Below are 24,818 nucleotides of genomic sequence, written 5' to 3'. Positions count from 1 at the left end.
TCGGGGACGATACGCCGTCCAGAGCCGTGCGAGCGTCCGGCGGCGCCGACCGCCCGCGCAGAGTGACGCCTCCGCTCACGCATCATCCACCGCGGCGGCGAGGGGGGCATCCTCCTCGACGCATCGCCGGAGGTCTCGACGCGCGAGCTCCCGCTTCGCGTAGCGGTACCCGAGGTCGATGCCGCGGTCGAGCGCCTTCCACTCCAGGAAGCCGATGTCGGCCGGCTGCGGCTCGAGGAAGAGATCGACGCTCGACGCGAGCTCCCGGGCGCGCTGCGTGCTCGACAGCATCGCCGACTTCACGAGGATGGAGGCGATCCCCGGCGAGGCGACGTGCCCGCCTCCGGTGAAGAGCCGGCCCTTGAGGAAGTCGGCGGTAGAAGGCAGCGCGCCGCCGATCATGCCCCCCTCGTCCCTGACCGAGAGGTCGACGGCGACGACGCGACCGACCCCGCTCTCGCGCATCGGCTCCACGGGCAGGTTGTCGAGCAGGGCCCCGTCGACGTGCAGGTCGCCGCTCATCACGACGGGAGGAAGGACGCCGGGGAGCGAGACGCTGGCCCTGAGCGCTCTCCAGAGGGGGCCGCTCCGGTGGATCTCGGCGCGCGCCCGCGTGAGGTTCGCCGAGGTGCAGAAGAAGGAGCGCCACGTGTCGGCGACGTCGCGGGTGCCGAACCACCGCTCGAGCGCCCTCTCGAGGCGCTTGCCGCGCACGAGCGCGACGTGCGGGACGAGGGCCCAGTCGCCGAGCGGATTGCTGCGCGTGAAGCCCTCGCGGTGCGCCCGCTCGATCGTCTCGTCGTCCCAGTCCATCGCGACGGCGGCCGCCACGATGGCGCCCTGGCTCGAGCCGCCGACCGCGTCGATCGGGATGCCCGCCTCGCGGAGCGCCCGGATGACGCCGAGGTGCGCGAACCCGCGCGCGCCGCCGCCTCCGAGCACGAGCCCCACCGCCTCGCCGGCGAGGTAGCGCGCGAGGCGCCGGAAGTCGTCGTCGCTCCCCGAGCGGACGTGGTGATGGCGCGCGACGCCGCGCGGCGCGAGCCACCGGTCGGTCCCGTCGGGCGAGCTCGCGCCGCGAGGGTGGACGAGCACGAGCTCGCGGCGAGGTCCATCGCCGCCCCCGCGCGCGAGCCGGCGCTCGTCGGCGTCGAGCTCCGGCGCTTCGCCGGCCGGCGCGAGCAGGAGGACGACGTCTGCCTGACGGGTGCACTGCTCGGTCCATGGATCGGCCATCCCCTCCGTGGGGTAGAGCACCGCGTCGTGGCGGAGCTCCTGCTCGTCGAGCCACCGGGACAGCACCAGGCTGCGCGCGTCGTCTCCCCGCGTGGGCGAGATGCCGTTCGCCGCCAGCACCGCGTCGGCCCGCGCGCGGTCCACGACCAGCGTCGGCCCGCGGCGCTCCAGCGCCCTGCGGAGCCGCTCCACGAAGTCGGCGCACCGGACGCTCGGCCGCAGCGGAACGATCGCGATGCTCTTCGGCCGCTCCGACGAGGGGGCGCCGTGCATGAGGTCCGTGCTCCGGCGGATGACGAGGCGCGCAGTGGTCGCGAGCAGCCGAGGGTGCTCGGCGGCGACCTCACGGAACGCGTCCGCCGAGATGCGGACGACGACGCTGTCGCGCGACGCCTGCACCGTGGCGGACCTCGCCTGGCCCGCGAGCAGCCCCATCTCTCCGACACTCTCGCCGGGCCGGATCCGGCCCACGACGCGGCGCCTCCCGGCGCCGTCCTCGCGCAGCGCCACCAGGCGGCCGCCGACGACGATGTACATGCTGTCGCCCGGCTCACCCTGGAGGAAGAGGCGCTCTCCGCCGCGAACCGTCACCCATTGCCCCTGCCGGAGGAGACCCTCGGTGAGGGCCGCGTCCTCGGAGCCGAACAGCGCGGTGAGGCTCGAGGCGAGCCGCTCTCGCCGGAGGGCGCCGAGAAGGTCGCCGCGCCCGCCGGTCTCGAGCGGTTGGTTCGCGGGGGCGATGTCGACGGGCGTGCTCACGGCGGACCTCCGAGCCATCCTCCTGCGTGCTGGACGCAGGTTCGTGCGGGCCCTGACGTGGCCGGGTCCGCGGGATCCACGGTCACTACGCACGAGGAGGGCGCCGGTTTCAGCGACGGGATGGGCCCGCGCCGGGGAGCGGCGCGCCGGGCGTACGCGGACGCGCCGCTTCCCTTCGGGGCCGATCGGTCGGAACGTGCGCTCCCGGGTCGCCTGGGTGCGGATCGCGCCGGTGCCGTCAGCCGACGCGAGGAGGTGAGTCGACATGCTCGACGCGAAAGCGCGCAGGCGGCGCTCGAGCGGCTACAGGGGACACACCCGGACCGACGCCAACCTTCGCGGAGGCGCTGCGGGCGGCCGCGTCGCCCGTGATCCACTGGGTGGTCCTCAGAGCGACGCGATGACCTCGCCCGCTGCGCGCTCGCCGCTCCGGAGCGCGCCTTCGACCGTCCCGGCCTCCCCACCCGCGGTGGCCTCCCCGGCGAAGAACAGCGTCCCTTCGACGCTCCGCGCGAGGGCCCTCCGTGCTTCCGCGGAGCCGACCGGGAACACGGCGTAACCGCCGAGCGCGAACGGATCGCTCGTCCAGTCGGCGACGATCGCGGAGTCGAGCTGCGCCTCCAGGTCCGCCGGGCGCCTCCGCAGGCCCCGCGCCGCCGAGGCGATCGCCGCGCGGAGGATGGTCGTGCGCGGCTTGCCCGCGAGCCGCAGGCCGTCCGGGCCACCCGCCCAGCCGACGAGCACCGGTGAGGGGGCCGGCGCGGTCGTCCAGAGGACCGGGACGGGAGCGCCCGGGACGTGCAGGAACGCGAGGCGCCGCGATCCCCACGGCGCCCGCCGGAACCGGAGCAGCACCTTGACGAGCGGCCCCATCGTCAGCGCGGTCGCGGCCCGGCGATGCGCGGCGAGTGCCGGTGCGAAGCGCAATCGCCCGAGCGCGGGGACGGGCACCGTGACGATGAGCCGATCGCCCTTCAGGGAGGGGAGCCGCCCGCCCGCGGCGCCCGCCGCGCGGACGTCCACGGTGCCTCGGCGCCAGCGGATCTCGTCCACCACCGTCGAGAGCCGGACGTCGACGCCGGAGCGCTCGAGCTGCCGCCTCAACGGGGCGAGCACCCGGGCGTAGCCGCCGTCGACGCGGTACGCCACGTCTCCGCCGACCTGGTCGAGCGCGCGCGTCATGTCGGCCAGGGCGAGCGACGACGCGCGGCTCGGGTCGGCGAGGTAGAACCCGCGCACGAACTCCCCGGCCATGTCGATCGCCGCGGGCGGGAACCGGCGCTCACGCCGGGCGCGCCGCAGCACGGTCGCGAACGGCTCCTCGTCGCGGCCGTCGAGCCCGAGGAGCTCCTGGGCAGCGGAGAACGTCCGCGTCGCGTCCGACAGGCGTCCCTTCACGAGCCGCAGGTGCCGGTCCGGGACCTCGCGGAGTCGCGCGTGGGCCCGGCGCGCCAGGGCGAGCGTCCGCTCCGGCCTTCCATGGACGAACTCCGCGCCGCGCTCGACCGCGACTCCCAGCGCCGGGTCGATCCGCGTGTCCACGCGACCACCGAGCCTCTCCCGAGCCTCGATGAGCACGACGGCGACGCGCCGGGAGAGCCGCGCCGCTGCCGCGAGCCCGGCCGCACCGCCGCCGAGGACGAGCACGCGTGTCGATGGGGAGCGCATCGCTCGCGGTCACGGCTCGGGCGGCTGGTGCTTGCTCACCCGCCACGCGAGCCGGACGAGCGCCATCGGCGCGGGCCTGGCGTCGCCGGCGGCAGGACGCCGATCGCGGGCGCGCTCCGCACGTCGCGCCTCCCGGTCGACGCGCAAGGCCTCACGGAGGTCGCTCACGATCAAATGCGTTGGATCGGTGCAGGTGCGGCTCCCGCAGGGCCCGCAACCGGCGACCTGCAGCTGGAGCGCGGCGAACAGCGCCTCGCCCGCGTCCGCGAGGATGGCGCGCCGGAACGCCAGGTGCGCGGACAAACGAGCTTTGGGACGCACCGCCATTGCTACGCTGTAGCCCGGCGCGCCGGTGTGCGTCGACGTGGCATTGCGCCATACCGGCTCTGCAAAGGACCGTTTACGTCGCGCGTCTCGGGGTCGAAGGACGAGCCCGTGTCCACCTGCCGAGGTACTCGGTACCGCAACCGTGCGACGCAGGGGCGCGGCCGCGGGCTCCGCGCGCCGCCCCGCGATATCGCGCGCCACGCCATACGAGCCCTCCGCTCCGTTGCCGACGGCCGCGAAGTCTCGCCGGAAAGGAAGGGCCCCGCCCGGCGACGCCGGACGGGGCCGTTGGCAGGCGGAATGGGCCGGGGCTACATCCCCGAGGGAACCTTCCCCTCGACGCCCTTCACGTAGAAGTTGATCGCGCCCTTCCACGCGTCGTCGGCGACTGCGTCCTTCGCGAGGACCTCCTTGCCCGTGTTGTCGACGATCGGGCCCTTGAACACCGCGACCGTGCCGGTCTTGAGCCCGTCGCGCGCGGCCTCGAGGGCCATCTTCGCCTCCTCGGGGAGGAACGCGGCGGGCTTCACGAAGTCGAGCATGCCCTCCTTCACGCCCCACTTCGTGACCTCGGTCTTCCAGCGCTTCTCGAGGATCTCGGCGAACGACTTCTCGTAGTAGACGGTCCAGTTCAGCGCGACCGAGCCGAGGTGCGCCTTCGGCGCGAACGCGCTCATGTCGCTGTCCCAGCCGAACGCGAACTTGCCGTTGCGCTCCGCGGCCTGGAGGACGGCCGTCGAGTCCGTGTTCTGGAGCAGCACGTCGGCGCCCTGGTTCAGGAGCGACTGCGCGGCCTCCGTCTCCTTCGGCGGGTCGAACCAGGAGTTGATCCAGACCACCCGCGTCTTCACCTTCGGGTTGACGCTCTGCGCGCCGAGCGTGAACGCGTTGATGTTCCGGAGCACCTCGGGGATCGGGAAGGACGCGACGAAGCCGAGGCTGTTCGTCTTCGTCATCTTGCCGGCGACGACGCCGGCGAGGTAGGCGCCCTCGTAGAAGCGCGCCTCGTAGACGCGGAGGTTCTCCGCGGTCTTGTAGCCCGTCGCGTGCTCGAAGTAGACGTCCGGGTGGTCCTTCGAGACCTTCACCATCGCGTCCATGAAGCCGAACGAGGTGGCGAAGACGACCTTGTTGCCCTGCGCGACGAGGTCGCGGATGACGCGCTCGGCGTCGGGGCCCTCGGGCACCTTCTCGACGAAGGTGGTGGTGACCTTGTCGCCGAACCTGGCGAGCGCGTTCCGGCGGCCGAGGTCGTGCGAGAAGCTCCAGCCGGCGTCGCCGACCGGGCCGACGTACACGAACGCGGCCTTGAGCGGCTCGGCCTTCGCCACGGGGGCGGCGGCGGGCGCGGGCGGCGCCTCTTCCTTCTTGGCGCAGGCGGCGAGCGTCGCCGCGAGGACGGCGGCGCCGAGCGCGAGCTTGCGGGTGAACGAACGGGTCATGGGTTCCCCTCTCAGGTGCGGTGGTTGACTGCGGTGAGGCGCTCCGTGCCGCGGGTCAGGCGCCCGGGAAGAACGGCTTCCCGAGCGAGGCGGGCATGTTGAGCCGGATCCAGAGCGGATTCCGGGAGATCAGGACGAGGACGACCACGGTGGCGACGTAGGGCAGCATCGCCATGAACTGGCTCGGCATCTGGACGCCCTGCGCCTGCAGGTGGAGCTGGAGCATGGTCACCCCGCCGAACAGGTAGGCGCCGAGGAGGATCCGGCCCGGCCGCCACGTCGCGAACACCGTCAGCGCGAGCGCGATCCAGCCGCGCCCGGCCACCATGCCCTCGACCCAGAGCGGCGTGTAGACCACGGAGAGGAACGCCCCCGCGACGCCGCAGAGCGCGCCGCCCGTCACGACGGCCGCGAGCCGGATCCGGCGCACGCCGTACCCGAGCGCGTGCGCGGACTGCGGCGACTCGCCGACGGCCCGCAGCACGAGCCCCGCGCGCGTCCGGTACAGCAGGACGGCCGCGGCCGCGACGAGGCCGATCGCCGCGTAGACCACCGGGTGCTGGCGGAAGAGCGCCGGGCCGAGGAACGGCAGGCCGGCGAGGACCGGCACCGCGTGGGCGGGCTGCTCGCCGAGCTGCTTGCCGACGTAGTCGATCCCGACGAACGCGGAGAACCCCGAGCCGAAGAGGCTCACCGCGAGGCCGGTCGCGTACTGGTTCGTGTTGAGCCACACGACGAGCCAGCCGAAGACGGCCGCCACGGCGGCGCCCGCGGCCGCGCCTGCCGCGAAGCCCAGCCACTCGCTCCCGCCGTGGTACGTCGCCGCGAAGCCGGCGACCGCGGAGATGAGCAGCATGCCCTCGGCGCCGAGGTTCAGCACGCCGGCGCGCTCGTTGAGGAGGAGGCCGAGCCCCGCGATGGCGAGGGGCGTGCCGGCGGCGAGCGTCGCGGCGACGAGCAGGGCGACCTCGTTCACGGCGCGGCCCTCCAGGTCCACCCGGCGAGCCGCGGACGGTGGTGGATGAGCGTGTCGCAGCCGAGCAGGGCGAGGAGCAGCATCCCCTGGAACACGCCGCTCAGCGACGCGGGCAGGCCGACCCGCGACTGCGCGAGCTGCCCGCCGATCACGAACGCGGAGAGCACGACGCTCCCGAGCACCGCGCCGAGCGGGTGGAGGCGGCCCACGAACGCGACGATGATCGCGGTGAACCCGTAGCCGCTCGCGACGTGCGGCGTGAGCTGGCCCATCGGGCCGGCGACCTCGAACGCGCCGGCGATCCCCGCGAGCGCGCCCGAGACGAGGAGCGTCGTCCAGACCGCCGCGCGGGACGAGAAGCCCGCGTACCGCGCCGCCGCCGGGGCGGGGCCGCCGATCTGGAGCTGGATGCCGCGGTGCGTCCGGAACATGAACAGCCACATGAGGACGGCCGCGACGAGCGCGAACGCGAACCCCCAGTGCAGCCGCATGCCGCGCACGAAGCGCGGGATCTCGGTCGCCGCGGCGAACTGCACCGTCTGCGGGAAGTTGAAGCCGTGCGGGTCCTTCCACGGCCCGAACACGAGCCAGGAGAGGAGGAGGTCCGCGACGTAGACGAGCATCAGGCTGACGAGGATCTCGTTGGCGTTGAAGCGGTCCCGCAGGAGGGCCACGATCGCGGCCCACGCCGCGCCGCCCGCGGCCCCCGCCACCACCACCAGGGGGAAGAACGCCCACTGCGAGAGCGCCGCCGAGGCGGTCGTGACCCACAGCGCCAGCCCGCCGCCGGAGATCGCTCCCATCAGGAACTGCCCCTCGGCGCCGATGTTCCACACGTTCGAGCGGAAGCAGAGCCCGAGGCCGAGCGCGCACAGCACGAGCGGGGTGCACTTCAGCCCCAGCTCGGTGAGCGCGCGCACGCCGTTGAAGGGCTCTACGAGGAACATCGAGAGCACGCGCACCGGGTCCTTGCCGAGCGCGAGGAAGAGCACCCCGCCCGCGGCCACGGTCACGGCGAGGGCGATGATGGGAGACAGGACGCTCATCGCGAGCGAGGGGACCGGGCGGACGTCGAGGCGGATCATCGGGAGTCTCCGGCGAGCGCGGCCGTCCGCGCGGGGCCGCCGTCCCACAGCCCGCTCATCCACTCCCCGATCTGCTCCACGGTGGCCGCGGCCGTCGGGAGCGACGGCGAGAGGCGCCCCTTCGCGATGACGTGGAGACGATCGGCGAGCGCGAACAGCTCCTCGAGCTCCTCGGAGACGACCAGCACGGCGCACCCCGCGTCGCGGAGCGCGACGAGCTCGGCCCGGATCTGCGACGCCGCGCCGACGTCGACGCCCCAGGTCGGCTGCGCCACGACGAGCACCTTCGGGAGGGCGTCGAGCTCTCGCCCGACGATGTACTTCTGGAGGTTGCCGCCGGAGAGGCTCCGGGCCGCGGCGCCCGGCCCGGAGGCCTTCACCCAGTACCGCCGGAGCACTCCGGACGCCTGGTCGCGGAGCGCGGCACGATCGATCCAGCCGAACGCGCGCAGCGCCTCCTTGCGCGTCAGCAGCATGTTGTTCGCCAGCGAGAGGGACGGCACCGCCCCCCGGCCGAGCCGCTCCTCGGGGACGAAGTGCAGGCCGCGCCGCCGGCGAGCGGCCGCGCCCAGCCGCCCGATGGGCTGCCCGAAGAGCTGGATCGCGCCGGCGTCGGCGCGCGGGTCCTCGCCGGAGAGCGCGGCGAGCAGCTCCTGCTGCCCGTTCCCGGACACCCCGGCGATGCCGACGATCTCGCCCGCGTGGACGTCGAGCGAGACGTCCTCGAGCTCGACCCCGAACCGATCGTGGCTCTCGAGGGCGAGCCCTCGCGTCGAGAGCGCGAGCGCGCCGGGCTGCGCGGGGCGCCGCTCGAGCCGCGGCGGCTCGGCGCCGATCATCATGCGCGAGAGGCTGGCGGTGCTCTCCCGCGAGGGATCGCAGCTCGCCACGACGCGGCCGCCGCGCAGGACCGTGCACTGGTGGCACAGCGCCAGGATCTCGTGGAGCTTGTGGCTGATGTAGAGGATGGAGCACCCCGTCGCGGCGAGCTTGCGCAGGGTCTCGAACAGCCTCTCGGCGGCCTGGGGCGTGAGCACCGCGGTCGGCTCGTCGAGGATCAGGAGCCGGGGGTTGGCGAGGAGCGCCCGGACGATCTCGACGCGCTGGCGCTCGCCGACGGACAGCACGTGCACCGGCCGGTGGGGATCGAGGTCGAGGCCGTACTCGGCCCCCTTCTCGCGAATCCCGTCGATCACCTCCCGCAGGCTCACCGCGCGGGACAGGCCGAGCCAGACGTTCTCGGCCACGGTCAGCGAGTCGAACAGCGAGAAGTGCTGGAACACCATCGCGATGCCGAGGGCGCGCGCGTCGTGCGGGTTTCGGATCGCGGCCGGCGCGCCGTCCCAGAAGAGCTCGCCGGCGTCCGGCGCGACCGCGCCGTAGACGATCTTCATGAGCGTCGACTTGCCGGCGCCGTTCTCGCCCAGGATCGCATGGATCTCCCCGGGCGCGACGGAGAGGGCGACGTCGTCGTTGGCGACGACGTCCCCATAGCGCTTCGTGACCTGACGGAGCTCGAGGCGCGGTGCGCTCACTGCCGGCGGTCCCTCACTCCGTCACGCGCCTCTGCCGGATCGGCGAGACGAACCGGTAGTCGATGTCCCAGGGGAAGTAGATCCACTTCTCCTGCCGGAACTCCTTCACGAACGTGTCGACCACGGGACGCCCGAGCGGCTTGGCGTAGAGCGTCGCGAAGTGCGCCTTGGGGAGCCGCTCCCGGACCGCCTGCGCGGTGCGTCCGGTGTCGACGAGGTCGTCGATGAGGAGCCAGCCGTCCCCGTCGCCGGGGACCGTCTTCAGCCAGCGGAGCTCGCCCTGCTTCTGCTCCGCGCCGCCGGACTCGCCCGCGCCATAGCTGACGATGCAGACCGTGTCGATGAGCCGGATCTCGAGCTCCCGGGCGACGAGCGCCGCCGGCACGAGGCCGCCGCGGGTGATGGCGATGATGCCCTTCCAGTCACCGCGCTCGTGCAGCACGCGTGACAGGTACCGCGTGTCGCGATGCAGCTCCGGCCACGAGATGACGATCTCGTCCTTGTACGGACCCTCGTCGGAGGGCACCGCGCCGCGCTCCTCGCCCGGGGAGGAGTTGGTCGACTCTGTCGCCATGGCGCGTTCTACCGGATGGGGCTGACGGGCGTCTACCGCGAGCACGCCCCTGGGGCGACGCCGCCCCGCCGGCCGGTGCTGGCTCGGGGGGGGGGGGTAGAGAAGCCGGTGGGCGATCGCGCTGGCGAGCGGCTGCACCGTCGACCGGCGGCGGAGATCGATTCACGCCACCCGGATGGACCGAGGAGCAGCGGCGCGTTGCCGCGGCCGGGGACGCGGACCATACCCGCTCCGGCGACACGTCGCCGGAGGGCGCCATGGCCATCACCTGCCCCGTCGATCTGGACACCGCGCGGCTGCGCGTCGAGATACGATCCGTCTACTCGCGGGTGGCGTCGGCGCCCGACGGCGAGTTCCACTTCCACCGCGGCGCCGAGTACGCCGAGACGTTCCTGCGCTACGAGCCCCAGGCGCTCGCGCGACTCCCGGCGCTCGCGGTCGAATCGTTCGCCGGCGTCGGGAACCCGCTGCGCATCGCGCCCGTGCCTCCGGGCGCCACGGTGGTCGACATCGGGTGCGGCGCGGGGATGGATCTGCTGCTCGCGGCGAGCGCCGCCGGTCCCGCTGGGCGGGCCGTCGGCATCGACATGACCGAAGCCATGCTCGCCAAGGCGGAGGCGGCAGCCTGCGAAGCCGGGCTCCCGAACGTCGAGCTCCGGAGCGGCGACCTCCTCGAGCTCCCCGTCGAGAACGCCTCGGCCGACGTCGTGATCTCGAACGGAGTGCTGAACCTCGCCCCCGACAAGCGCCGCGCCTTCTCGGAGGTGCTGAGGGTTCTCCGCCCCGGCGGGCGCTTCCTCTACGCGGACATCGCGGTCGCGGCGGAGCTGCCGGACGCCATCCGACACGACGTCGAGCTTTGGTCGGGTTGAATCGGCGGCGCTCTGCCGGAGGCAGAGCTCCTGTGGCTGCTCGCGGACGTCGGGTTCGAGGGGGTCGAGCTCCGGGAGCGGTTCGACCCGTTCCTGGGGACGTCCAAGGAGAGGGTCGCGCGGAAGTACCACGTCGGCGCCGTGAACGTGCACGCCGCGAGGCCCGGCGCCTGACGAGGAGGAGCCAGGGCCCACGCCGAGCGGGACGGCCGCGACCCCGACGCCGCGGTTGGGGTGTGGCAAAAACAGCCAGCTGCCGCGGCCGCCTCGGGCATCGCTGCCCCGCGGCGGCGCCGCGTACAGTCACGGACGCATCCACCCCGATTCGACCGAGGTGCGTCCATGATGAGCCCGTCACGGCCCTTCCTCGAAGCGCGAGACTTCCTCCTCGCCCACCGGACCGACTACGCGCAGGCCTACCTGGACTTCCGGTGGCCGCGCCTGGAGCGGTTCAACTGGGCCCTCGACCACTTCGACCTGCTGGCGAGGGGGAACGAGCGCCCCGCGCTCTGGCTCGTCGACGGCGGCGGCGACGAGCTGAAGCTCTCCTTCGCCGAGCTCTCCCGCCGGTCGGCCCAGGTCGCGAACTTCCTCCGGGAGAATGGGGTCCGGCGGGGCGACGCGGTCCTCATGATGCTCGGGAACGTCGTTCCGCTCTGGGAGGTCATGCTCGCCTGCATGAAGCTCGGCGCGGTGATCATCCCCGCCACGACCCTCCTCACCACCGACGACCTCGAGGACCGCTTCGAGCGAGGCAAGGTCCGGCACGTGATCGTCGGCGACACGGACGCCGGCAAGTTCGACGCGCTCCCGGGCGACTACACGCGGATCGTCGTCGGCCGCGAGCGCCCCGGCTGGATCGCCTACGACGGCGCTCGCGACGCGGCGCCGGAGTTCACTCCGGACGGGCCCACCGCCGCGGACGATCCGCTGCTCCTCTACTTCACCTCCGGCACGACGGCGAAGCCGAAGCTCGTGCTCCACACGCACACGAGCTATCCGGTCGGTCACCTCTCGACCATGTACTGGATCGGGCTGATGCCCGGCGACGTGCACTACAACATCAGCTCGCCGGGCTGGGCCAAGCACGCCTGGAGCAACGTCTTCGCGCCGTGGAACGCGGGCGCGACGGTGTTCATCTACAACCAGGCGCGGTTCGACGCGAAGGCGACGCTCGACGTCGTCACGCGCTGCGGCGTCACCTCCCTGTGCGCCCCGCCGACCGTCTGGCGGATGCTCATCCAGGAGGATCTGGCGAGCTACCCCGTGAGGCTCCGCGAGCTCGTCGGCGCGGGCGAGCCGCTCAACCCGGAGGTGATCGACCAGGTCGAGAAGGCGTGGGGCATCGTCATCCGCGACGGCTACGGCCAGACCGAGACGACCTGCCAGATCGGCAACTCGCCCGGACAGAAGGTGAAGCCAGGATCGATGGGGCGGCCGATGCCCGGCTACCGGGTCGCGCTGCTCGGCGACGGGGAGCGGCCCGCACGCGAGGGCGAGATCTGCCTGTCGCTCGAGGAGCGCCCGGTCGGGCTCATGTCCGGCTACCGGGACGACCCGGCGAAGACGGCGCACCTGCTGCGCAACGGCCACTACCACTGCGGCGACGTCGCCTCGGTGGACGACGAGGGCTACTACACGTACGTCGGCCGGATGGACGACGTGTTCAAGTCGTCCGACTACCGCATCAGCCCCTTCGAGCTCGAGAGCGCGCTCATCGAGCACGACGCGATCGCGGAGGCGGCGGTCGTGCCGAGCCCCGATCCGCGCCGCCTCACCGTGCCGAAGGCGTTCGTCGTGCTGCGGGACGGCTACGAGCCGAGCCGGGAGCTGGCGCTCTCGATCTTCCAGCACATCCGGGCGGTGCTCGCCCCCTACAAGAGGGTCCGTCGCATCGAGATCGCCGACCTCCCGAAGACCATCTCCGGGAAGATCCGCCGCACCGAGCTCTCCCGGCTCGAGAGGCAGCGGCACGAGTCGCCCGCGGCGCGCGGCGAGCGCGAGTTCTTCGAGGACGACTTCCCCGAGCTGAAGGCGAGTCCATGACCAGCGCGCCCCGCGAGCTCGCACCCGTCCTCGAGGTTCGGCCGAGGCGCAAGGTCCGCATCGTCACCGCCGCGGCGCTGTTCGACGGCCACGACGCGGCGATCAACATCGTGCGGCGGATCCTCATGGACAAGGGGGCCGAGGTGATCCACCTCGGCCACAACCGCTCGGTGGACGAGATCGTCACGGCGGCCCTGCAGGAGGACGCGCAGGGCGTCGCCGTCAGCTCGTACCAGGGCGGACACCTCGAGTTCTTCAAGTACGTGGTCGACTCGCTCCGGGCGCGCGGCGGCGAGGACATCCAGGTGTTCGGCGGCGGCGGCGGGGTCATCGTGCCCGCGGAGATCCGGGAGCTGCACGCGTACGGCGTCGGGCGGATCTACAGCCCCGAGGACGGGCAGCGCCTGGGGCTGCCCGGGATGATGGGCGAGATCGTGGCGCGCTGCGACGCCGGCCCGTCGCCGCTCGCCCCGAGGACGCTCGAGGAGATCACCGGCCATGGCGACGCGGCGTGGCGAGCGCTCGCGCGGCTCATCTCCGCCCTCGAGGACGGCGCCGCCGACGCGAAGCTCGTCATGGCGCTCCACGCGCAGTCGCGCACCCGCCGCGTGCCGGTGGTGGGCGTCACCGGGACGGGCGGCGCCGGGAAGTCGAGCCTCACGGACGAGCTCATCCGGCGGCTGCGCCTCGACCAGGACGACGCGCTGCGGATCGCGGTCGTCAGCATCGACCCGTCGCGCCGGAAGAGCGGCGGCGCGCTCCTCGGCGACCGCATCCGCATGAACGCCATCGGCCCGTGGTCGCGCGGCCCGCGCGTCTACTTCCGGAGCCTCGCCACCCGGGACACCGGCAGCGAGGTGAGCCGCGCGCTCCCGGACGTGGTGGCGGCCGCGAAGGTCGCCGGGTTCGACCTCGTCGTCGTCGAGACGCCCGGCATCGGCCAGGGCGACGCCGCCATCGCGTCCCTCGTCGACGTGCCGCTCTACGTCATGACCCCCGAGTTCGGCGCGCCGAGCCAGCTCGAGAAGATCGACATGCTCGACTTCGCCGAGCTCGTCGCCATCAACAAGTTCGACCGCCGGGGCGCGGCCGACGCGCTGCGCGAGGTCTCGAAGCAGGTGCAGCGCAACCGCGGCGCGTTCGACCGGCCGCTGGAGTCGATGCCGGTCTTCGGCACGACCGCGAGCCGCTTCAACGACGACGGCGTCACCGCGCTCTACCAGGCGCTGCGCCCCCGCTTGCGGGAGCTGGGCCTCCCGGCAGGGGAGGGCCGGCTGCCGGCCGTCTCCTCGCGCCACAGCTCGCCCCGGACCCCGATCGTGCCGGGCGGGCGCGCCCGGTACCTCGCCGAGATCGCGGACGCCGTCCGCGGCTACGAGCGCCGCGCCCGCGAGCAGGCGGCGCTCGCGCGAGAGGCGCAGCAGCTCCGCGCGGCGCAGCGCATGGCGCTCGCGGCGGACCCGGCGCGGCCGGGCGCCGCCGAGGCGCTCGAGCCGCTCGCGCAGGCCCGCGAGGCCAAGCTCGATCCCGCCGCGCGGAGGCTGCTCGCCTGCTGGCCGGAGCTGGTGAAGGCGTACGCGGGCGACGAGCACGTCGTGAAGATCCGCGACCGGGAGGTGCGGACCCGGCTCGTGCACACCTCCCTCTCCGGCACGAGGATCCGCAAGGTCGTCCTGCCCCGGTTCGAGGACGAGGGCGAGCGGCTCTCCTGGCTCATGCTGGAGAACGTGCCCGGCGCGTTCCCGTACACGGCGGGCACGTTCCCGTTCAAGCGCGAGAACGAGGACCCCACCCGCATGTTCGCCGGCGAGGGCGACGCGTTCCGGACCAACCGCCGCTTCAAGCTCGTCTCGGAGGGCATGCCCGCGAGGCGGCTCTCCACGGCGTTCGACTCGGTGACCCTGTACGGCTGCGACCCGGACCCGCGCCCGGACATCTACGGGAAGATCGGGAACTCCGGCGTCTCGATCGCGACGCTCGACGACATGAAGGTGCTGTACGCGGGGTTCGATCTCTGCGACCCGGCGACGTCGGTCAGCATGACGATCAACGGCCCGGCGCCGGCGATCCTGGCGATGTTCATGAACACCGCCGTCGACCAGCAGGTCGAGCGGTTCGCGGCCGAGCACGGGCGGGCGCCGACGGAGCGGGAGGCGGCGGAGCTCCGCGCCCGCACGCTCTCGAGCGTGCGCGGCACGGTGCAGGCCGACATCCTCAAGGAGGATCAGGGCCAGAACACCTGCATCTTCTCGACCGAGTTCAGCCTCAAGGTGATGGGCGACGTCGCCGAGTACTTCGTGCGCAACCAGGTGCGCAACTTCTACTCGGTGAGCATCAGCGGGTACCACATCGCCGAGGCGGGGGCGAACCCGATCAGCCAGCTCGCGTTCACGCTCGCGAACGGCTTCACGTTCGTCGAGGCCTACCTCGCGCGCGGCATGCACGTCGACGAGTTCGCGCCGAACCTGAGCTTCTTCTTCAGCAACGGCATGGACCCGGAGTACACGGTGCTCGGCCGCGTGGCGCGCCGCATCTGGGCGGTGGCGATGCGCGACCGGTACGGCGCGAACGAGCGCAGCCAGAAGCTGAAGTACCACGTCCAGACCTCGGGGAGGTCGCTGCACGCGCAGGAGATCGCGTTCAACGACATCCGCACCACGCTCCAGGCGCTCGTCGCGATCTACGACAACTGCAACTCGCTCCACACCAACGCCTACGACGAGGCGATCACCACGCCCACGGAGGAGAGCGTCCGCCGCGCCATGGCGATCCAGCTCGTCATCAACCGCGAGTGGGGGCTCGCCAAGAACGAGAACCCGAACCAGGGCGCGTTCGTGATCGACGAGCTGACGGAGCTCGTGGAGGAGGCCGTGCTCGCCGAGTTCGAGCGGCTCGCGGACCGCGGCGGCGTGCTCGGCGCGATGGAGACGGGCTACCAGCGCGGCCGGATCCAGGAAGAGAGCATGCGCTACGAGCTGCTGAAGCACACGGGCGAGTACCCGATCGTGGGCGTGAACACCTTCCGGAACCCGCACGGCGATCCGGTCCCCGGCCACGTCGAGCTGGCGCGCTCGACGGAGGAGGAGAAGCGCTCCCAGCTCGACCGGCTCCGGGACTTCCACGCGCGCCACGCGGACGAGGCGCCGCTCGCGCTGCGCCGCCTGAGGCAGGCCGTCCTCGAGGATCGCAACGTCTTCGAGGTCCTGATGGACGCGGTGCGGGTGTGCTCGCTCGGGCAGATCACGGCCGCGCTCTTCGAGGTGGGCGGGCAGTACCGGCGCAGCATGTGACGGGCCGCACGGAGGAGGGAGCGCGGATGAGCGTGCGGCTCATGACTCTCGCAGTGAAGTCCCCCCGGTCGAACGTTCCTGCCCCGGCTGATGGAGGTTCCCCGTGAAGGAATACACCCCCCCGCTCCGCGACATGCAGTTCGTCCTGCGTGAGGTCGCCCCGCTGGACGAGGTCTCCCGCCTCCCGGGCTGCGGCGACGTGAACCTCGAGGTGGCGGAGGCGATCCTCACGGAGGCGGGGAAGCTCGCCGCCGGCGTCCTCTCGCCCCTCAACCCCGTGGGCGACCGCGAGGGCGCGCGCGCCCGGGACGGCGAGGTCGTGACGCCGACCGGCTGGCGGGAGGCGTATCGCCAGTTCGTCGAAGGGGGCTGGAACGCCCTGTCGTGCGACCCCGAGTACGGCGGGCAGGGGGTCCCGCGCCTCGTCTCGGCGCTCGTCGAGGAGATGTGGAACGGCGCGAACATGGCGTTCACGCTCTGCCCCATGCTCACCCGCGGCGCCATCGCGGCGCTCGAGCTGAAGGGCTCGGAGGAGCTGAAGCGCAGGTACCTGCCGAAGCTCACCTCGGGCGAGTGGACCGGCACGATGGTGCTCACCGAGCCGCAGGCGGGCTCCGATCTCTCGGCGGTGCGCACCCGGGCGGTGCGGCAGGGCGACGGCAGCTACCGTCTCGAGGGGCAGAAGATCTTCATCACGTACGGGGACCACGACCTCACCGAGAACATCGTCCACCTCGTCCTCGCCCGGACGCCGGACGCTCCCGAGGGCGTCAAGGGGATCTCGCTGTTCGTCGTGCCGAAGGTCCTCGTGAACGCGGACGGCAGCCTCGGCCCCCGGAACGACGTTCGGTGCGTGTCGATCGAGCACAAGCTCGGCATCCACGCGAGCCCCACGGCCGTCCTCGCCTTCGGCGACAGGGAGGGCGCGGTCGGGTGGCTCGTCGGCGAGGAGCACCGCGGCCTCGAGTACATGTTCATCACCATGAACGAGGCGCGGTACGCGGTCGGCCTCGAGGCGGTCGGCCTCGCGGAGCGCGCCTACCAGGCCGCGCTCGCCTACGCGCGCGAGCGGCTCCAGGGGACGGAGCTCGGCGCGCGGAGCAAGGAGAAGGTCCCGATCCTCCGCCACCCCGACGTCCGCCGGATGCTCCTGCTCATGAAGTCGCGGACCGAGGCGATGCGCGCCGTCGCGTGCGTCACCGCGGCGGCGATGGACGCGGCGCGCTGCCACCCCGACGCGGAGCGGCGCGCGCGGAGCCAGGCGTTCGTCGAGCTCACGATCCCGATCGTGAAGGCCTGGAGCAGCGACAGCGCCATCGAGATCGCCTCCCTCGGGATCCAGGTCCACGGCGGCATGGGCTACGTCGAGGAGACCGGCGCGGCGCAGCTCCTCCGCGACGCCCGGATCACCTCGATCTACGAGGGCACCAACGGCATCCAGGCCGTGGACCTCGTCGGCCGGAAGGTGGCGCGCGACGGAGGCGACGCGATCCGCCGCGTGATGGGCGAGATGCGCGAGGTCGAGACCCAGCTCGAGCTGGAGGAGAGCGAGCCGCTCACGGCGATCGCGGCACGGCTGCGGCTGGGCGTCGCCGCGCTCGAGCAGGCCGTGCAGTTCATCGTCGCCACCTACGGCAAGGACGCCCGCCGCGCCTCGGTCGGCGCCGTGCCGTTCCTCGAGCTCTTCGGGACCGTGGCCGGCGGCTGGCAGATGGCCCGCGCCGCGCTGGCCGCGCACCGGCACCTCGAGGCCGGGCGGGGGGAGGCGGCCTTCCTCCGCGCCAAGGTGTCCACGGCGCGCTTCTACGCCGATCACGTGCTCGTGCGCGCCGCGGGCCTCTCGCGGACCGTGGTCTCGGGCGCCGACGCGGTGCTCGCCATCGAGGACGACCAGTTCTGATGGCTGCGCCGCCCGCGGCCCTCAGCCTCGCGCCAGGGCGGGCGGGGGCGGCGCGTCGTCCGCCCGCCCCGGCCCGAGCTCGGCCTGCCGCCTGCGGTACTCCCCGGGCTGCACGCCGCTCCAGCGCTTGAACGCGCGGTGGAACGCGCTCGTCTCCTGGAAGCCGAGGGAGGCGGCGATCTCGGCGACGCTCAGGCGGCTGCCGCACAGGTGATGGACGGCCGCGTCCCGGCGCAGCTCGTCCTTGATGCCCTGGTAGCTCGTCCCCTCCGCGTCGAGCCTGCGGCGGAGCGTCGTCGGCGCGACGTGGAACTCGCGCGCCACGTCCTCGAGCCGGGGCCACTCCTCGCGGCCGATGCTCCCGCGCAGGCGCCGGCGCAGCCGGGCCGTCCAGCTGTCCTCGTTCGTGTACTTGAGGAACACCGACTGCGGCGCGGTGCGCAGGAACGTCTTCAGGGCGGTGGCGTTCTGCACGACGGGCAACGCGAGGAGCTGCGCGTCGAACCGGACCGCCGTGCGCTCCGCGTCGAACCGCAGCCGCTGCGAGTACATGACGGTGTACTCCTGCGCGTGGGTGGGCCGCGGGTGCGCGAACTCCGCCATCGTGAGCGGGATCCGCCGCCCCGCCAGCCAGCACATCAGCCCGTGCACCATGATGAGGAAGGTCTCGTCCGCGAAGCGGCGAGCCTGGGCGGCCTCGATGCGGTTCGTGACCGCGACGACCGCGTCCGGCCCGTCCACGCGCAGCTCCGCCTGGACGTCGTCCAGGAACGCCGCGAACCCCCTCAGCATCCGCCGCAGCGCGCGGTCGAGCCTCCCGGCGTGCAGCACCGCGTGGCACAGCAGGGCGAAGCTGCCGCACTTCATCCGCCGCCGATCGAGGCCGAAGAACTCGTCGTCGAGCTCGCGATTGACGGCGAGCCACAGGGCCGAGAAGGACTCGGCGGGCACCCGCGCGTGGGATGCCGCGAGGAGCTCCGAGGGGATGCCGGCGGACGCCAGCACCCGCGCGCGCGCCTCTCCCGAGAGCCCGGCGACGGCGGCGCCCACGAAATGCATGGAGACGGTGTGCTTTTGCATCGCTCTGGAGGCCGCTTCGGGACCCCGGATCTTACTGCGCCGCCGGGATGACTGGCAAAAAGCGCCAGCCGACCGGTCGCGCCGGGCATCGCCCGGCGCCGCGCCGGTGCCTACAGTCGTGCCTCGACTGCGAGGGAGGGACGGCATGCCGCTGAAGCTGCTGGTCACCGCGAAGCGGGTCGAGGACCCGGAGTCGAGGATCCAGGTCAAGCCGGACGGCACGGGGATCGTGACCGACGGCGTGAACTACAAGATGAACCCCTTCGACGAGATCGCCGTCGAGGAGGCGCTGCGGCTCAAGGAGAAGCACGGCGGGGAGGTCGTCGTCGTCTCCATCGGCGGGGAGCGGTCGGTGACCGAGCTCCGCGCCGCGCTCGCGATGGGGGCCGACCGGGGCATCCTCGTCCGGCACGACGGCCCGCTCGATCCCGTGGTCGTGTCCGCCATCCTGGCGAGGCTGTTCGAGCAGGAGCAGCCCGACCTCGTCATCCTGGGGAAGCAGTCGATCGACGACGACCAGAACCAGGCCGGCCAGTACCTCGCGGAGCGGCTCGGGCTCGGCCAGGCGACGTTCGCCTCGAAGAGCGAGAGCCTCGAGAGCGAGGCCGAGCAGAAGCGGGTGCCCGGGCTCGCCGTGTCGGCCGACGGCACGCGCGTGACCGTCGTGCGCGAGGTGGACGGGGGCGTCGAGACCCTGGAGGTGCGCCTCCCGGCGGTCGTCACGACGGACCTCAGGCTCAACAAGCCCCGGTTCGCGTCGCTCCCCGGGATCATGAAGGCGAAGAAGAAGGAGGTCCGGGAGCTGCCGGCCGCGACGCTGGGGGTGGACCTCGCGCCGAAGGTGATCGTGAGGAAGCTCGTGACGCCGCCCGCGCGCGAGGGCGGCGTGAAGGTCGCGGACGTGGACGAGCTCGTCCGGAAGCTCCGCGACGAGGCCAAGGTGGTCTAGCGGGAGGGGGAACGCACATGGCGAACGTTCTCATCGTTGCGGAGCAGCACGCGGGCACCCTCCGGAGGGCGAGCCTGCACGCGCTCGAGGCCGGACGGGAGCTGGCGGCGCGCACCGGGGGAAGGCTGGCGGCGGCGCTCCTCGGGAGCGGGCTCGAGGCGGCCGCGGCGGAGCTCGCCGCGCACGGCGTGGAGGTGCACGTCGCGGACGCGCCCGTGCTCGAGCACCCGCTCGCGGAGGCGTGGGCCCCGGTCGTCGCCGACCTCGCGCGGTCGCTGGGGGCGACGCACGTCGGCGCCGCCGCGACCGCGGTCTCCAAGGACGTGCTCCCGCGCGTGGCGGCGAGGCTCGAGGCCGGGATGGCGACGGACGTCGTGGGGTTCGGCGGCGACGGGAGCGCCCTCACGTTCCGGCGCCCGATGTGGGCGGGGAACGTGCTCGCGGAGGTGGAGCTCGCGACGGCCGTGAAGGTGTTCACGGTGCGCGCGACGGAGTTCGCCCCCGCGCGCAGGGGAGGGCAGGGGGAGATCCGGCGCGCGCCCGTCGCGGTCGACGCCGCGAGCCTCCGGACGCGCCACGTGGGCTTCGTCGAGGTGAAGAGCGCGCGCCCGGAGCTGACCGAGGCGCGGGCGATCGTGGCGGGCGGTCGCGGCACGAAGGGCGACTTCGAGCCGGTCGAGGCGCTCGCGGACGCGCTCGGCGCCGCCGTCGGCGCGACCCGCGCCGCGGTCGACGCGGGCTGGGTGCCGAACGATTGGCAGGTCGGGCAGACCGGGAAGGTCGTCGCGCCCGAGCTCTACGTCGCGGCCGGGATCTCCGGCGCGATGCAGCACGTCGCCGGGATGAAGGGCGCGAAGGTGATCGTGGCGGTGAACAAGGACCCCGACGCGCCCATCTTCGAGATCGCCGACTACGGCCTCGTCGCCGACCTCTTCCCGGCGCTGGCGGAGCTCCAGGCGAAGCTGAGGTGACCGCGCGGGAGCGCGCCCGCCCCATGAACCCTGGCTGACGGCGGCGGCCCTCCCGCCTACCTCCCCGCCAGGCCCAGCTCGATGAGGCAGAGGTCGGGGCTCTCCGGGTCCCGGCGGATCGAGAACCCGAGCCGCTCCATCAGCGCGAGCGCGGAGGTGTTCTCGTGCAGCACCTCCCCCTCGAGGCGGGTGATCCCGCGCGCCCGCGCCGCCGCGATGAGCATCCGGAACAGCCGCGCGCCGATGCCCCGGCCCTGCCACGCGTCGGCGACCACGATCGCGACGTGGGCGGTCTCCGGGTCGGTCCTGGCGTAGCGCGCCACCGCGATCTGGGTCTCCTTGCCCTCCCGCTCGACCAGGGCGACGAGGGCGAGCTCGCGGTCGTAGTCGATCTGGGTGAAACGGATGAGCATCTCCCGCGTGAGCTCCCGGAGCGCGATCATGAAGCGGAAGTGGCGAGCGTTCTCGGAGAGGTTGCGCACGAAGCTCGCCTCCATCTCCGCGTCCTCGGGGCGGATGGGGCGCACCGTGATCGTGTCGCCGCCGGGGAGCCGCCAGCGCTCGCCGACGTCGGTCGGGTACGGGTGGATCGCCATGTGCCCGTAGCGTCCCGCCTCGGGCACGGCGGGCGCGACGGAGGCTCGCGCGCCGGAGGCGTAGACCTCGTCCCCCGAGACCACGACGGGTGCGATCTCGAGCTCACGCAGCTCCGGCAGCTCGCTCACGATCGCGGAGAGCCCCCAGAGCGTGCGCTCGAAGGCGGCCACCTCCGGGGCGGTCATTCCCCCCGGCGCGGTGAACACGGAGGCGATGCGGCTCGTGCGCACGAGCGTCTGGATGATGGCCGTGTCGAGGGGCGGGAGCGCGACGACGGCCTCGCCCCCGGGCCCCGAGGCGCTCGCCCGGCCGAACCGGATCACCGGTCCGAAGAGCGCGTCGCGTCCGACGCGGACGAACAGCTCGGTCCCCGTGACCCGCTGGCCGGCCGCGTCGCGGTCGCGGATCCCGACGGCCGCCAGCAGCCGGCGGAGCTCCGCGGCGGTGAGCCGGTCGTGCCCGCGCGCGAGCGCCGCGCGGACGAGCTCGCGCGCGCGATCCACGTGAGGGATCGCGTCCGGGGCGAGCGGTCCCGGCACCTGGCGGAGCAGGCGCTGGTTGCGCGCGTGGCTCGCGAGGAGCGCGAACGCGTCCACCGCGGCCTCGGGCGAGGAGAAGTCCGGCAGGCGCGCCTCGACGAAGCGCGCGCGGGCGCTCCGCACGAGCTCCTCTCCCATCCAGCAGGCGACGATCGGCTTCGACCCGCCCCGGCTCGCCGCCACGACCGCGTCGGCCGTCTCCGCCGGGAGCGAGCGCGCGTACGGGGCGAGCACCGCGAGCACCGCGTCGACGTTCGGGTCGCCGAGGCAGAGCTCCACCGCCGACCGGTAGCGCGCGGGATCGGCGTCGCCGAGGAGGTCCAGCGGATTCGAGCGGGCGCTCTCCGGGACGAGCGCGTCGAGCGCCGTTCGCGTCGCGTCCGCGAGCGGCGCGACGACGACCCCGAGCTCGTCGGCGCGATCCGCGGCGAGCAGGCCGGGCCCGCGGGCGTTCGTCACGACGGCGAGCCGGTTGCCGCTCACGGGGCGGGGGGTCGCGAGGAGCCGCGCCGCGGCGAACATCCGGTCCATCGACTCGACCCGCACCGCGCCGGCCCGCGCGAGCGCCGCGTCGAAGGCGTCGTCCGAAGAGGCCGGCGGCGCGCCGTCCGCCCCCGCGCCGTGCCGGCCCGCCTTCACCACCACGACGGGCTTCAGGCGCGCCGCGAGGCGCAGGCCGCTCAGGAACGGACGCGCGGCGCGGAGCGTCTCGACGTAGAGGAGGACGCTCTTCGTCGCGGGGTCGAGCGCCAGGTACTCGAGCACCTCGCCGAAGTCGACGTCGAGCGCGTCCCCGAGCGAGACCACCGCCGAGAACCCGATCCGGTGGGCCGCCGCCCAGTCGAGCGCGGTGGCGCAGAGGGCGCCGGACTGCGAGACGAGCCCGATGGAGCCCGGGGAAGCGCTCCCGCTCGTGAAGGTCGCGTTGAGCCTCGCGTCCGGCCGGGCGAGCCCGACGCTGTTGGGGCCGAGGAGCCGCACGCCGCCCCGTGCCGCCGCGAGGAGCGCGGCGGCGGCGTCCGGGTCCGGCTCGCCGGGTCCGACCGAGCCCGAGGCCGAGGCCGCGATCACGGCCCCGGCCACGTGGCGCTCCGCGCACGCACCCACGATCTCGGGGATCGACGCGGGGGGTGCGGCCACGATGGCGAGGTCGACCTCGCCCTCGAGCTCTGCGAGCGAAGCGCAGCGCCGCACGCCGGCCGGGAGCTCAGCCGCCTCGCCGACCACGTGGATCGGCCCCTCGAAGCCGCCCGCGACCACGTTGCGGAGGATGAGATCGCCGGGCGACTCGCGCTCGCCGGCCCCGAACACCGCGATCGCGCGAGGGGCGAAGACGCGTACGAACGGGTGGGGGCGCACCTCGTGATGCTACCTCCGCCGGAGCCGAAGCGGTGGGCGCAGATCTCTCGCGCGCCCCCCGGAGCAGGCGTTTCATGACCCGCGCCCGATGCTATGGTCCGCCGCAACGCACGGAGGCGGCAGACATGCCCGACGAGGCCAAGCTGGCGAGGACCCTCGCCACCGCGATCCTCGGGATCGACACGCTCTGGGGGGGCGACGTGATGAGCCCCTCCGGTACGGGGCGGTTCATCGCAGACTCCTGGTTCTCGGACGAGCCGCTCCCGGAGGCCTACACGCACCGGGCAGCGGCGAGGCTGCGCGAGACGGGCGGCGTGGCCGCGCGGTCGCCGGACGAGGACGCCGTCGGAGCCTACCTCGCGGCCGTCGACGTGCCGGCGGCGATCGACGAGGCGATCGCGCAGGGGCGCGAGCTCGGCGGGCTGCGCGGCGCCTTCCTCGTCGGACAGGGCGAGTCCCTCCGCGTCATGTGGGAGCTCGCCGAGGAGCTGCGCGGGCGCGGGCAGGAGGTGCCCTACGAGCGCTGCGTGGTCGCCGCGACCGGGACGCCTCCCGCGCCCTCGCGTCCCGAGCCGAAGCGGCAGCTCCTCGCGAAGCTGCTCGGGGTGCCGGCCGAGCCGGCGCGGCTGCTCGAGGCGGTCGACGCCTGGCGCGGCGAGCGGCTGGTCCCGCGCAAGGCGATCAAGCTCCTCGCCGACGGCTTCATCTCCCAGCTCGAGGAGGGCACCCGCAGGCACGTGGTGCCGCACCTGCCGGCCGCGCTCCACGCCGTCCCGCGCGCGAACGTCGAGTTCCTGCTCGTCGAGAACGCCTGGTTCTCGGGCTCGATGAACTACGTCGGCCGGGCCCGCAACCGGGACGGCTCGCCGCGCTACGAGGCGACCTACGAGATCAACGCGGCGCTCGAGATCTCGGTGCCCGAGCTCGTGAACCTCGTCGCGCACGAGGTAGTGCCCGGACACGTGACCAACTTCGCGCTCGCCCAGGCGCTCCACGTCCAGGGGAAGCTCGGCTTCGAGGCGACCGTGCTGACCATGAACACGCGGGGCGCGGCTTTGTCCGAGGGGCTCGCCAACCACGCCCTCCTGATGGCCTTCGGCGCGACGGAGGTCTCCGAGCTGCAGGACCCGGACCTGCAGATCGGCTCCCTGCTGGCGCTCCTCCAGGACGACGCGAAGAACCAGGCGTCCTGGCTCACGTGGGAGGAGCGCCGGCCGCAGGACGAGGTCGCCCGGGTGCTCCGGGGCGAGTACCTGTGCTCCGAGGAGCGCGCCGGAAAGCTCTCGGGCGCCTGGGGCCGCCACCCGCTCAACGGGCGCATGTACCTGCCGTGCTACCGAGCCGGCACCGAGAAGGTCGGAGAGCTCAGACGGCGCCACCGGCCCGAGAAGGTGATCCCCGCGCTCTACCAGGTCTCGGGACTGGTGGACGTCGTGACCATCGACGGCGTGTTGTGAAGGCCGCGCTCGCGCGCGACCACCGGTGAAGCCGCGAAACCTTGGTCCCGACCTCGCGGGACGCCCAGGAGCGCTCGGCCGAGGGCGGCGCCGTCCCGCCCCCAGCGTCGGCAGGCCGCACGGTACGAGCCGGCCTACCGCGGCGCGGGTGGCGGA

Annotated in this window: 17 protein-coding genes; 7 read left to right on the top strand and 10 right to left on the bottom strand. The window is 73.4% G+C overall.

Annotated elements, in window-relative coordinates; all coding sequences use genetic code 11:
* Nucleotides 1–75: 75 nt before the first annotated feature.
* From ANAE109_RS16335 to gpt, 8 genes are all read right to left on the bottom strand, one after another.
* Nucleotides 76–1,995, bottom strand: coding sequence for a patatin-like phospholipase family protein (locus ANAE109_RS16335; protein WP_012097992.1), 1,920 nt, complete (start codon nucleotides 1,993–1,995; stop codon nucleotides 76–78).
* Nucleotides 1,996–2,382: 387 nt separating this feature from the next.
* Nucleotides 2,383–3,663 (bottom strand): NAD(P)/FAD-dependent oxidoreductase, encoded by a 1,281-nt coding sequence (locus tag ANAE109_RS16330; RefSeq protein WP_012097991.1) that lies wholly within the window; start codon nucleotides 3,661–3,663, stop codon nucleotides 2,383–2,385.
* Between the two features lie 9 nt (nucleotides 3,664–3,672).
* Nucleotides 3,673–3,984 (bottom strand): hypothetical protein, encoded by a 312-nt coding sequence (locus ANAE109_RS16325; RefSeq protein WP_143827995.1) that lies wholly within the window; start codon nucleotides 3,982–3,984, stop codon nucleotides 3,673–3,675.
* Between the two features lie 317 nt (nucleotides 3,985–4,301).
* Nucleotides 4,302–5,432: a BMP family ABC transporter substrate-binding protein gene (locus tag ANAE109_RS16320; RefSeq protein ID WP_012097989.1), complete on the bottom strand. Its 1,131-nt coding sequence runs from the start codon at nucleotides 5,430–5,432 to the stop codon at nucleotides 4,302–4,304.
* Nucleotides 5,433–5,487: 55 nt separating this feature from the next.
* A complete protein-coding gene (locus ANAE109_RS16315) occupies nucleotides 5,488–6,408 on the bottom strand; it encodes an ABC transporter permease (RefSeq protein ID WP_012097988.1) in 921 nt (306 codons plus the stop codon).
* Nucleotides 6,405–7,493 (bottom strand): ABC transporter permease, encoded by a 1,089-nt coding sequence (locus ANAE109_RS16310; RefSeq protein WP_012097987.1) that lies wholly within the window; start codon nucleotides 7,491–7,493, stop codon nucleotides 6,405–6,407. Before ANAE109_RS16310 ends, ANAE109_RS16315 begins: the two co-directional genes overlap by 4 nt.
* Nucleotides 7,490–9,028: an ABC transporter ATP-binding protein gene (locus tag ANAE109_RS16305; RefSeq protein ID WP_012097986.1), complete on the bottom strand. Its 1,539-nt coding sequence runs from the start codon at nucleotides 9,026–9,028 to the stop codon at nucleotides 7,490–7,492. The genes ANAE109_RS16310 and ANAE109_RS16305 overlap by 4 nt, the downstream gene beginning before the upstream one ends.
* 13 nt (nucleotides 9,029–9,041) lie before the next feature.
* Nucleotides 9,042–9,602, bottom strand: a complete 561-nt coding sequence (gene gpt, locus ANAE109_RS16300) for a xanthine phosphoribosyltransferase (RefSeq protein ID WP_012097985.1) — start codon at nucleotides 9,600–9,602, stop codon at nucleotides 9,042–9,044.
* 257 nt (nucleotides 9,603–9,859) lie between these two features.
* Here gpt and ANAE109_RS16295 point away from each other — a divergent pair, with 257 nt between their 5' ends.
* From ANAE109_RS16295 to ANAE109_RS16280, 4 genes are all read left to right on the top strand, one after another.
* A complete protein-coding gene (locus tag ANAE109_RS16295; protein WP_012097984.1) occupies nucleotides 9,860–10,474 on the top strand; it encodes a methyltransferase domain-containing protein in 615 nt (204 codons plus the stop codon).
* Nucleotides 10,475–10,816: 342 nt separating this feature from the next.
* On the top strand, nucleotides 10,817–12,520 hold the full coding sequence (locus ANAE109_RS16290; protein ID WP_012097983.1) for an AMP-binding protein: 1,704 nt from the start codon (nucleotides 10,817–10,819) through the stop codon (nucleotides 12,518–12,520).
* Nucleotides 12,517–15,810 (top strand): fused isobutyryl-CoA mutase/GTPase IcmF, encoded by a 3,294-nt coding sequence (gene icmF / locus ANAE109_RS16285; RefSeq protein ID WP_012097982.1) that lies wholly within the window; start codon nucleotides 12,517–12,519, stop codon nucleotides 15,808–15,810. The genes ANAE109_RS16290 and icmF overlap by 4 nt, the downstream gene beginning before the upstream one ends.
* A 103-nt stretch (nucleotides 15,811–15,913) precedes the next feature.
* Entirely contained in the window at nucleotides 15,914–17,710 is a 1,797-nt protein-coding gene (locus tag ANAE109_RS16280) for an acyl-CoA dehydrogenase (RefSeq protein WP_012097981.1), read from the top strand.
* 21 nt (nucleotides 17,711–17,731) lie between these two features.
* On the opposite strand, the gene ANAE109_RS16275 is transcribed toward ANAE109_RS16280, so the two are convergent.
* On the bottom strand, nucleotides 17,732–18,790 hold the full coding sequence (locus ANAE109_RS16275) for an AraC family transcriptional regulator (protein ID WP_012097980.1): 1,059 nt from the start codon (nucleotides 18,788–18,790) through the stop codon (nucleotides 17,732–17,734).
* A 151-nt stretch (nucleotides 18,791–18,941) separates the two neighbouring features.
* Here ANAE109_RS16275 and ANAE109_RS16270 point away from each other — a divergent pair, with 151 nt between their 5' ends.
* Together ANAE109_RS16270 and ANAE109_RS16265 are read left to right on the top strand one after the other, a co-directional pair.
* Nucleotides 18,942–19,739 (top strand): electron transfer flavoprotein subunit beta/FixA family protein, encoded by a 798-nt coding sequence (locus ANAE109_RS16270; protein WP_041449310.1) that lies wholly within the window; start codon nucleotides 18,942–18,944, stop codon nucleotides 19,737–19,739.
* A gap of 17 nt (nucleotides 19,740–19,756) precedes the next feature.
* Nucleotides 19,757–20,710 carry an electron transfer flavoprotein subunit alpha/FixB family protein gene (locus ANAE109_RS16265; RefSeq protein ID WP_012097978.1) on the top strand — a complete coding sequence of 318 codons (954 nt, stop codon included), beginning with the start codon at nucleotides 19,757–19,759 and terminating at the stop codon, nucleotides 20,708–20,710.
* Nucleotides 20,711–20,766: 56 nt separating this feature from the next.
* On the opposite strand, the gene ANAE109_RS16260 is transcribed toward ANAE109_RS16265, so the two are convergent.
* Nucleotides 20,767–23,205, bottom strand: coding sequence for a GNAT family N-acetyltransferase (locus ANAE109_RS16260; protein WP_012097977.1), 2,439 nt, complete (start codon nucleotides 23,203–23,205; stop codon nucleotides 20,767–20,769).
* A 125-nt stretch (nucleotides 23,206–23,330) separates the two neighbouring features.
* Between ANAE109_RS16260 and ANAE109_RS16255 the strand changes: the two genes are divergently transcribed.
* Nucleotides 23,331–24,662, top strand: a complete 1,332-nt coding sequence (locus tag ANAE109_RS16255; protein ID WP_041448427.1) for a hypothetical protein — start codon at nucleotides 23,331–23,333, stop codon at nucleotides 24,660–24,662.
* Nucleotides 24,663–24,818: the final 156 nt, after the last annotated feature.

The sequence above is a fragment of the Anaeromyxobacter sp. Fw109-5 genome, assembly GCF_000017505.1.
Classification (GTDB): domain Bacteria; phylum Myxococcota; class Myxococcia; order Myxococcales; family Anaeromyxobacteraceae; genus Anaeromyxobacter.
The sequence above is the reverse complement of the archived record's forward strand: the minus strand, read 5'-3'. Positions and strand labels throughout refer to the sequence as shown.

Coding starts and splice junctions, on each gene's coding strand:
- ANAE109_RS16295 (WP_012097984.1), top strand. CDS start 9,860: ATGGCCATCACCTGCCCCGTCGATCTGGACACCGCGCGGCTGCGCGTC.
- ANAE109_RS16320 (WP_012097989.1), bottom strand. CDS start 5,432: ATGACCCGTTCGTTCACCCGCAAGCTCGCGCTCGGCGCCGCCGTCCTC.
- ANAE109_RS16330 (WP_012097991.1), bottom strand. CDS start 3,663: ATGCGCTCCCCATCGACACGCGTGCTCGTCCTCGGCGGCGGTGCGGCC.
- ANAE109_RS16255 (WP_041448427.1), top strand. CDS start 23,331: ATGCCCGACGAGGCCAAGCTGGCGAGGACCCTCGCCACCGCGATCCTC.
- ANAE109_RS16290 (WP_012097983.1), top strand. CDS start 10,817: ATGATGAGCCCGTCACGGCCCTTCCTCGAAGCGCGAGACTTCCTCCTC.
- icmF (WP_012097982.1), top strand. CDS start 12,517: ATGACCAGCGCGCCCCGCGAGCTCGCACCCGTCCTCGAGGTTCGGCCG.
- ANAE109_RS16265 (WP_012097978.1), top strand. CDS start 19,757: ATGGCGAACGTTCTCATCGTTGCGGAGCAGCACGCGGGCACCCTCCGG.
- ANAE109_RS16275 (WP_012097980.1), bottom strand. CDS start 18,790: ATGCAAAAGCACACCGTCTCCATGCATTTCGTGGGCGCCGCCGTCGCC.
- ANAE109_RS16310 (WP_012097987.1), bottom strand. CDS start 7,493: ATGATCCGCCTCGACGTCCGCCCGGTCCCCTCGCTCGCGATGAGCGTC.
- gpt (WP_012097985.1), bottom strand. CDS start 9,602: ATGGCGACAGAGTCGACCAACTCCTCCCCGGGCGAGGAGCGCGGCGCG.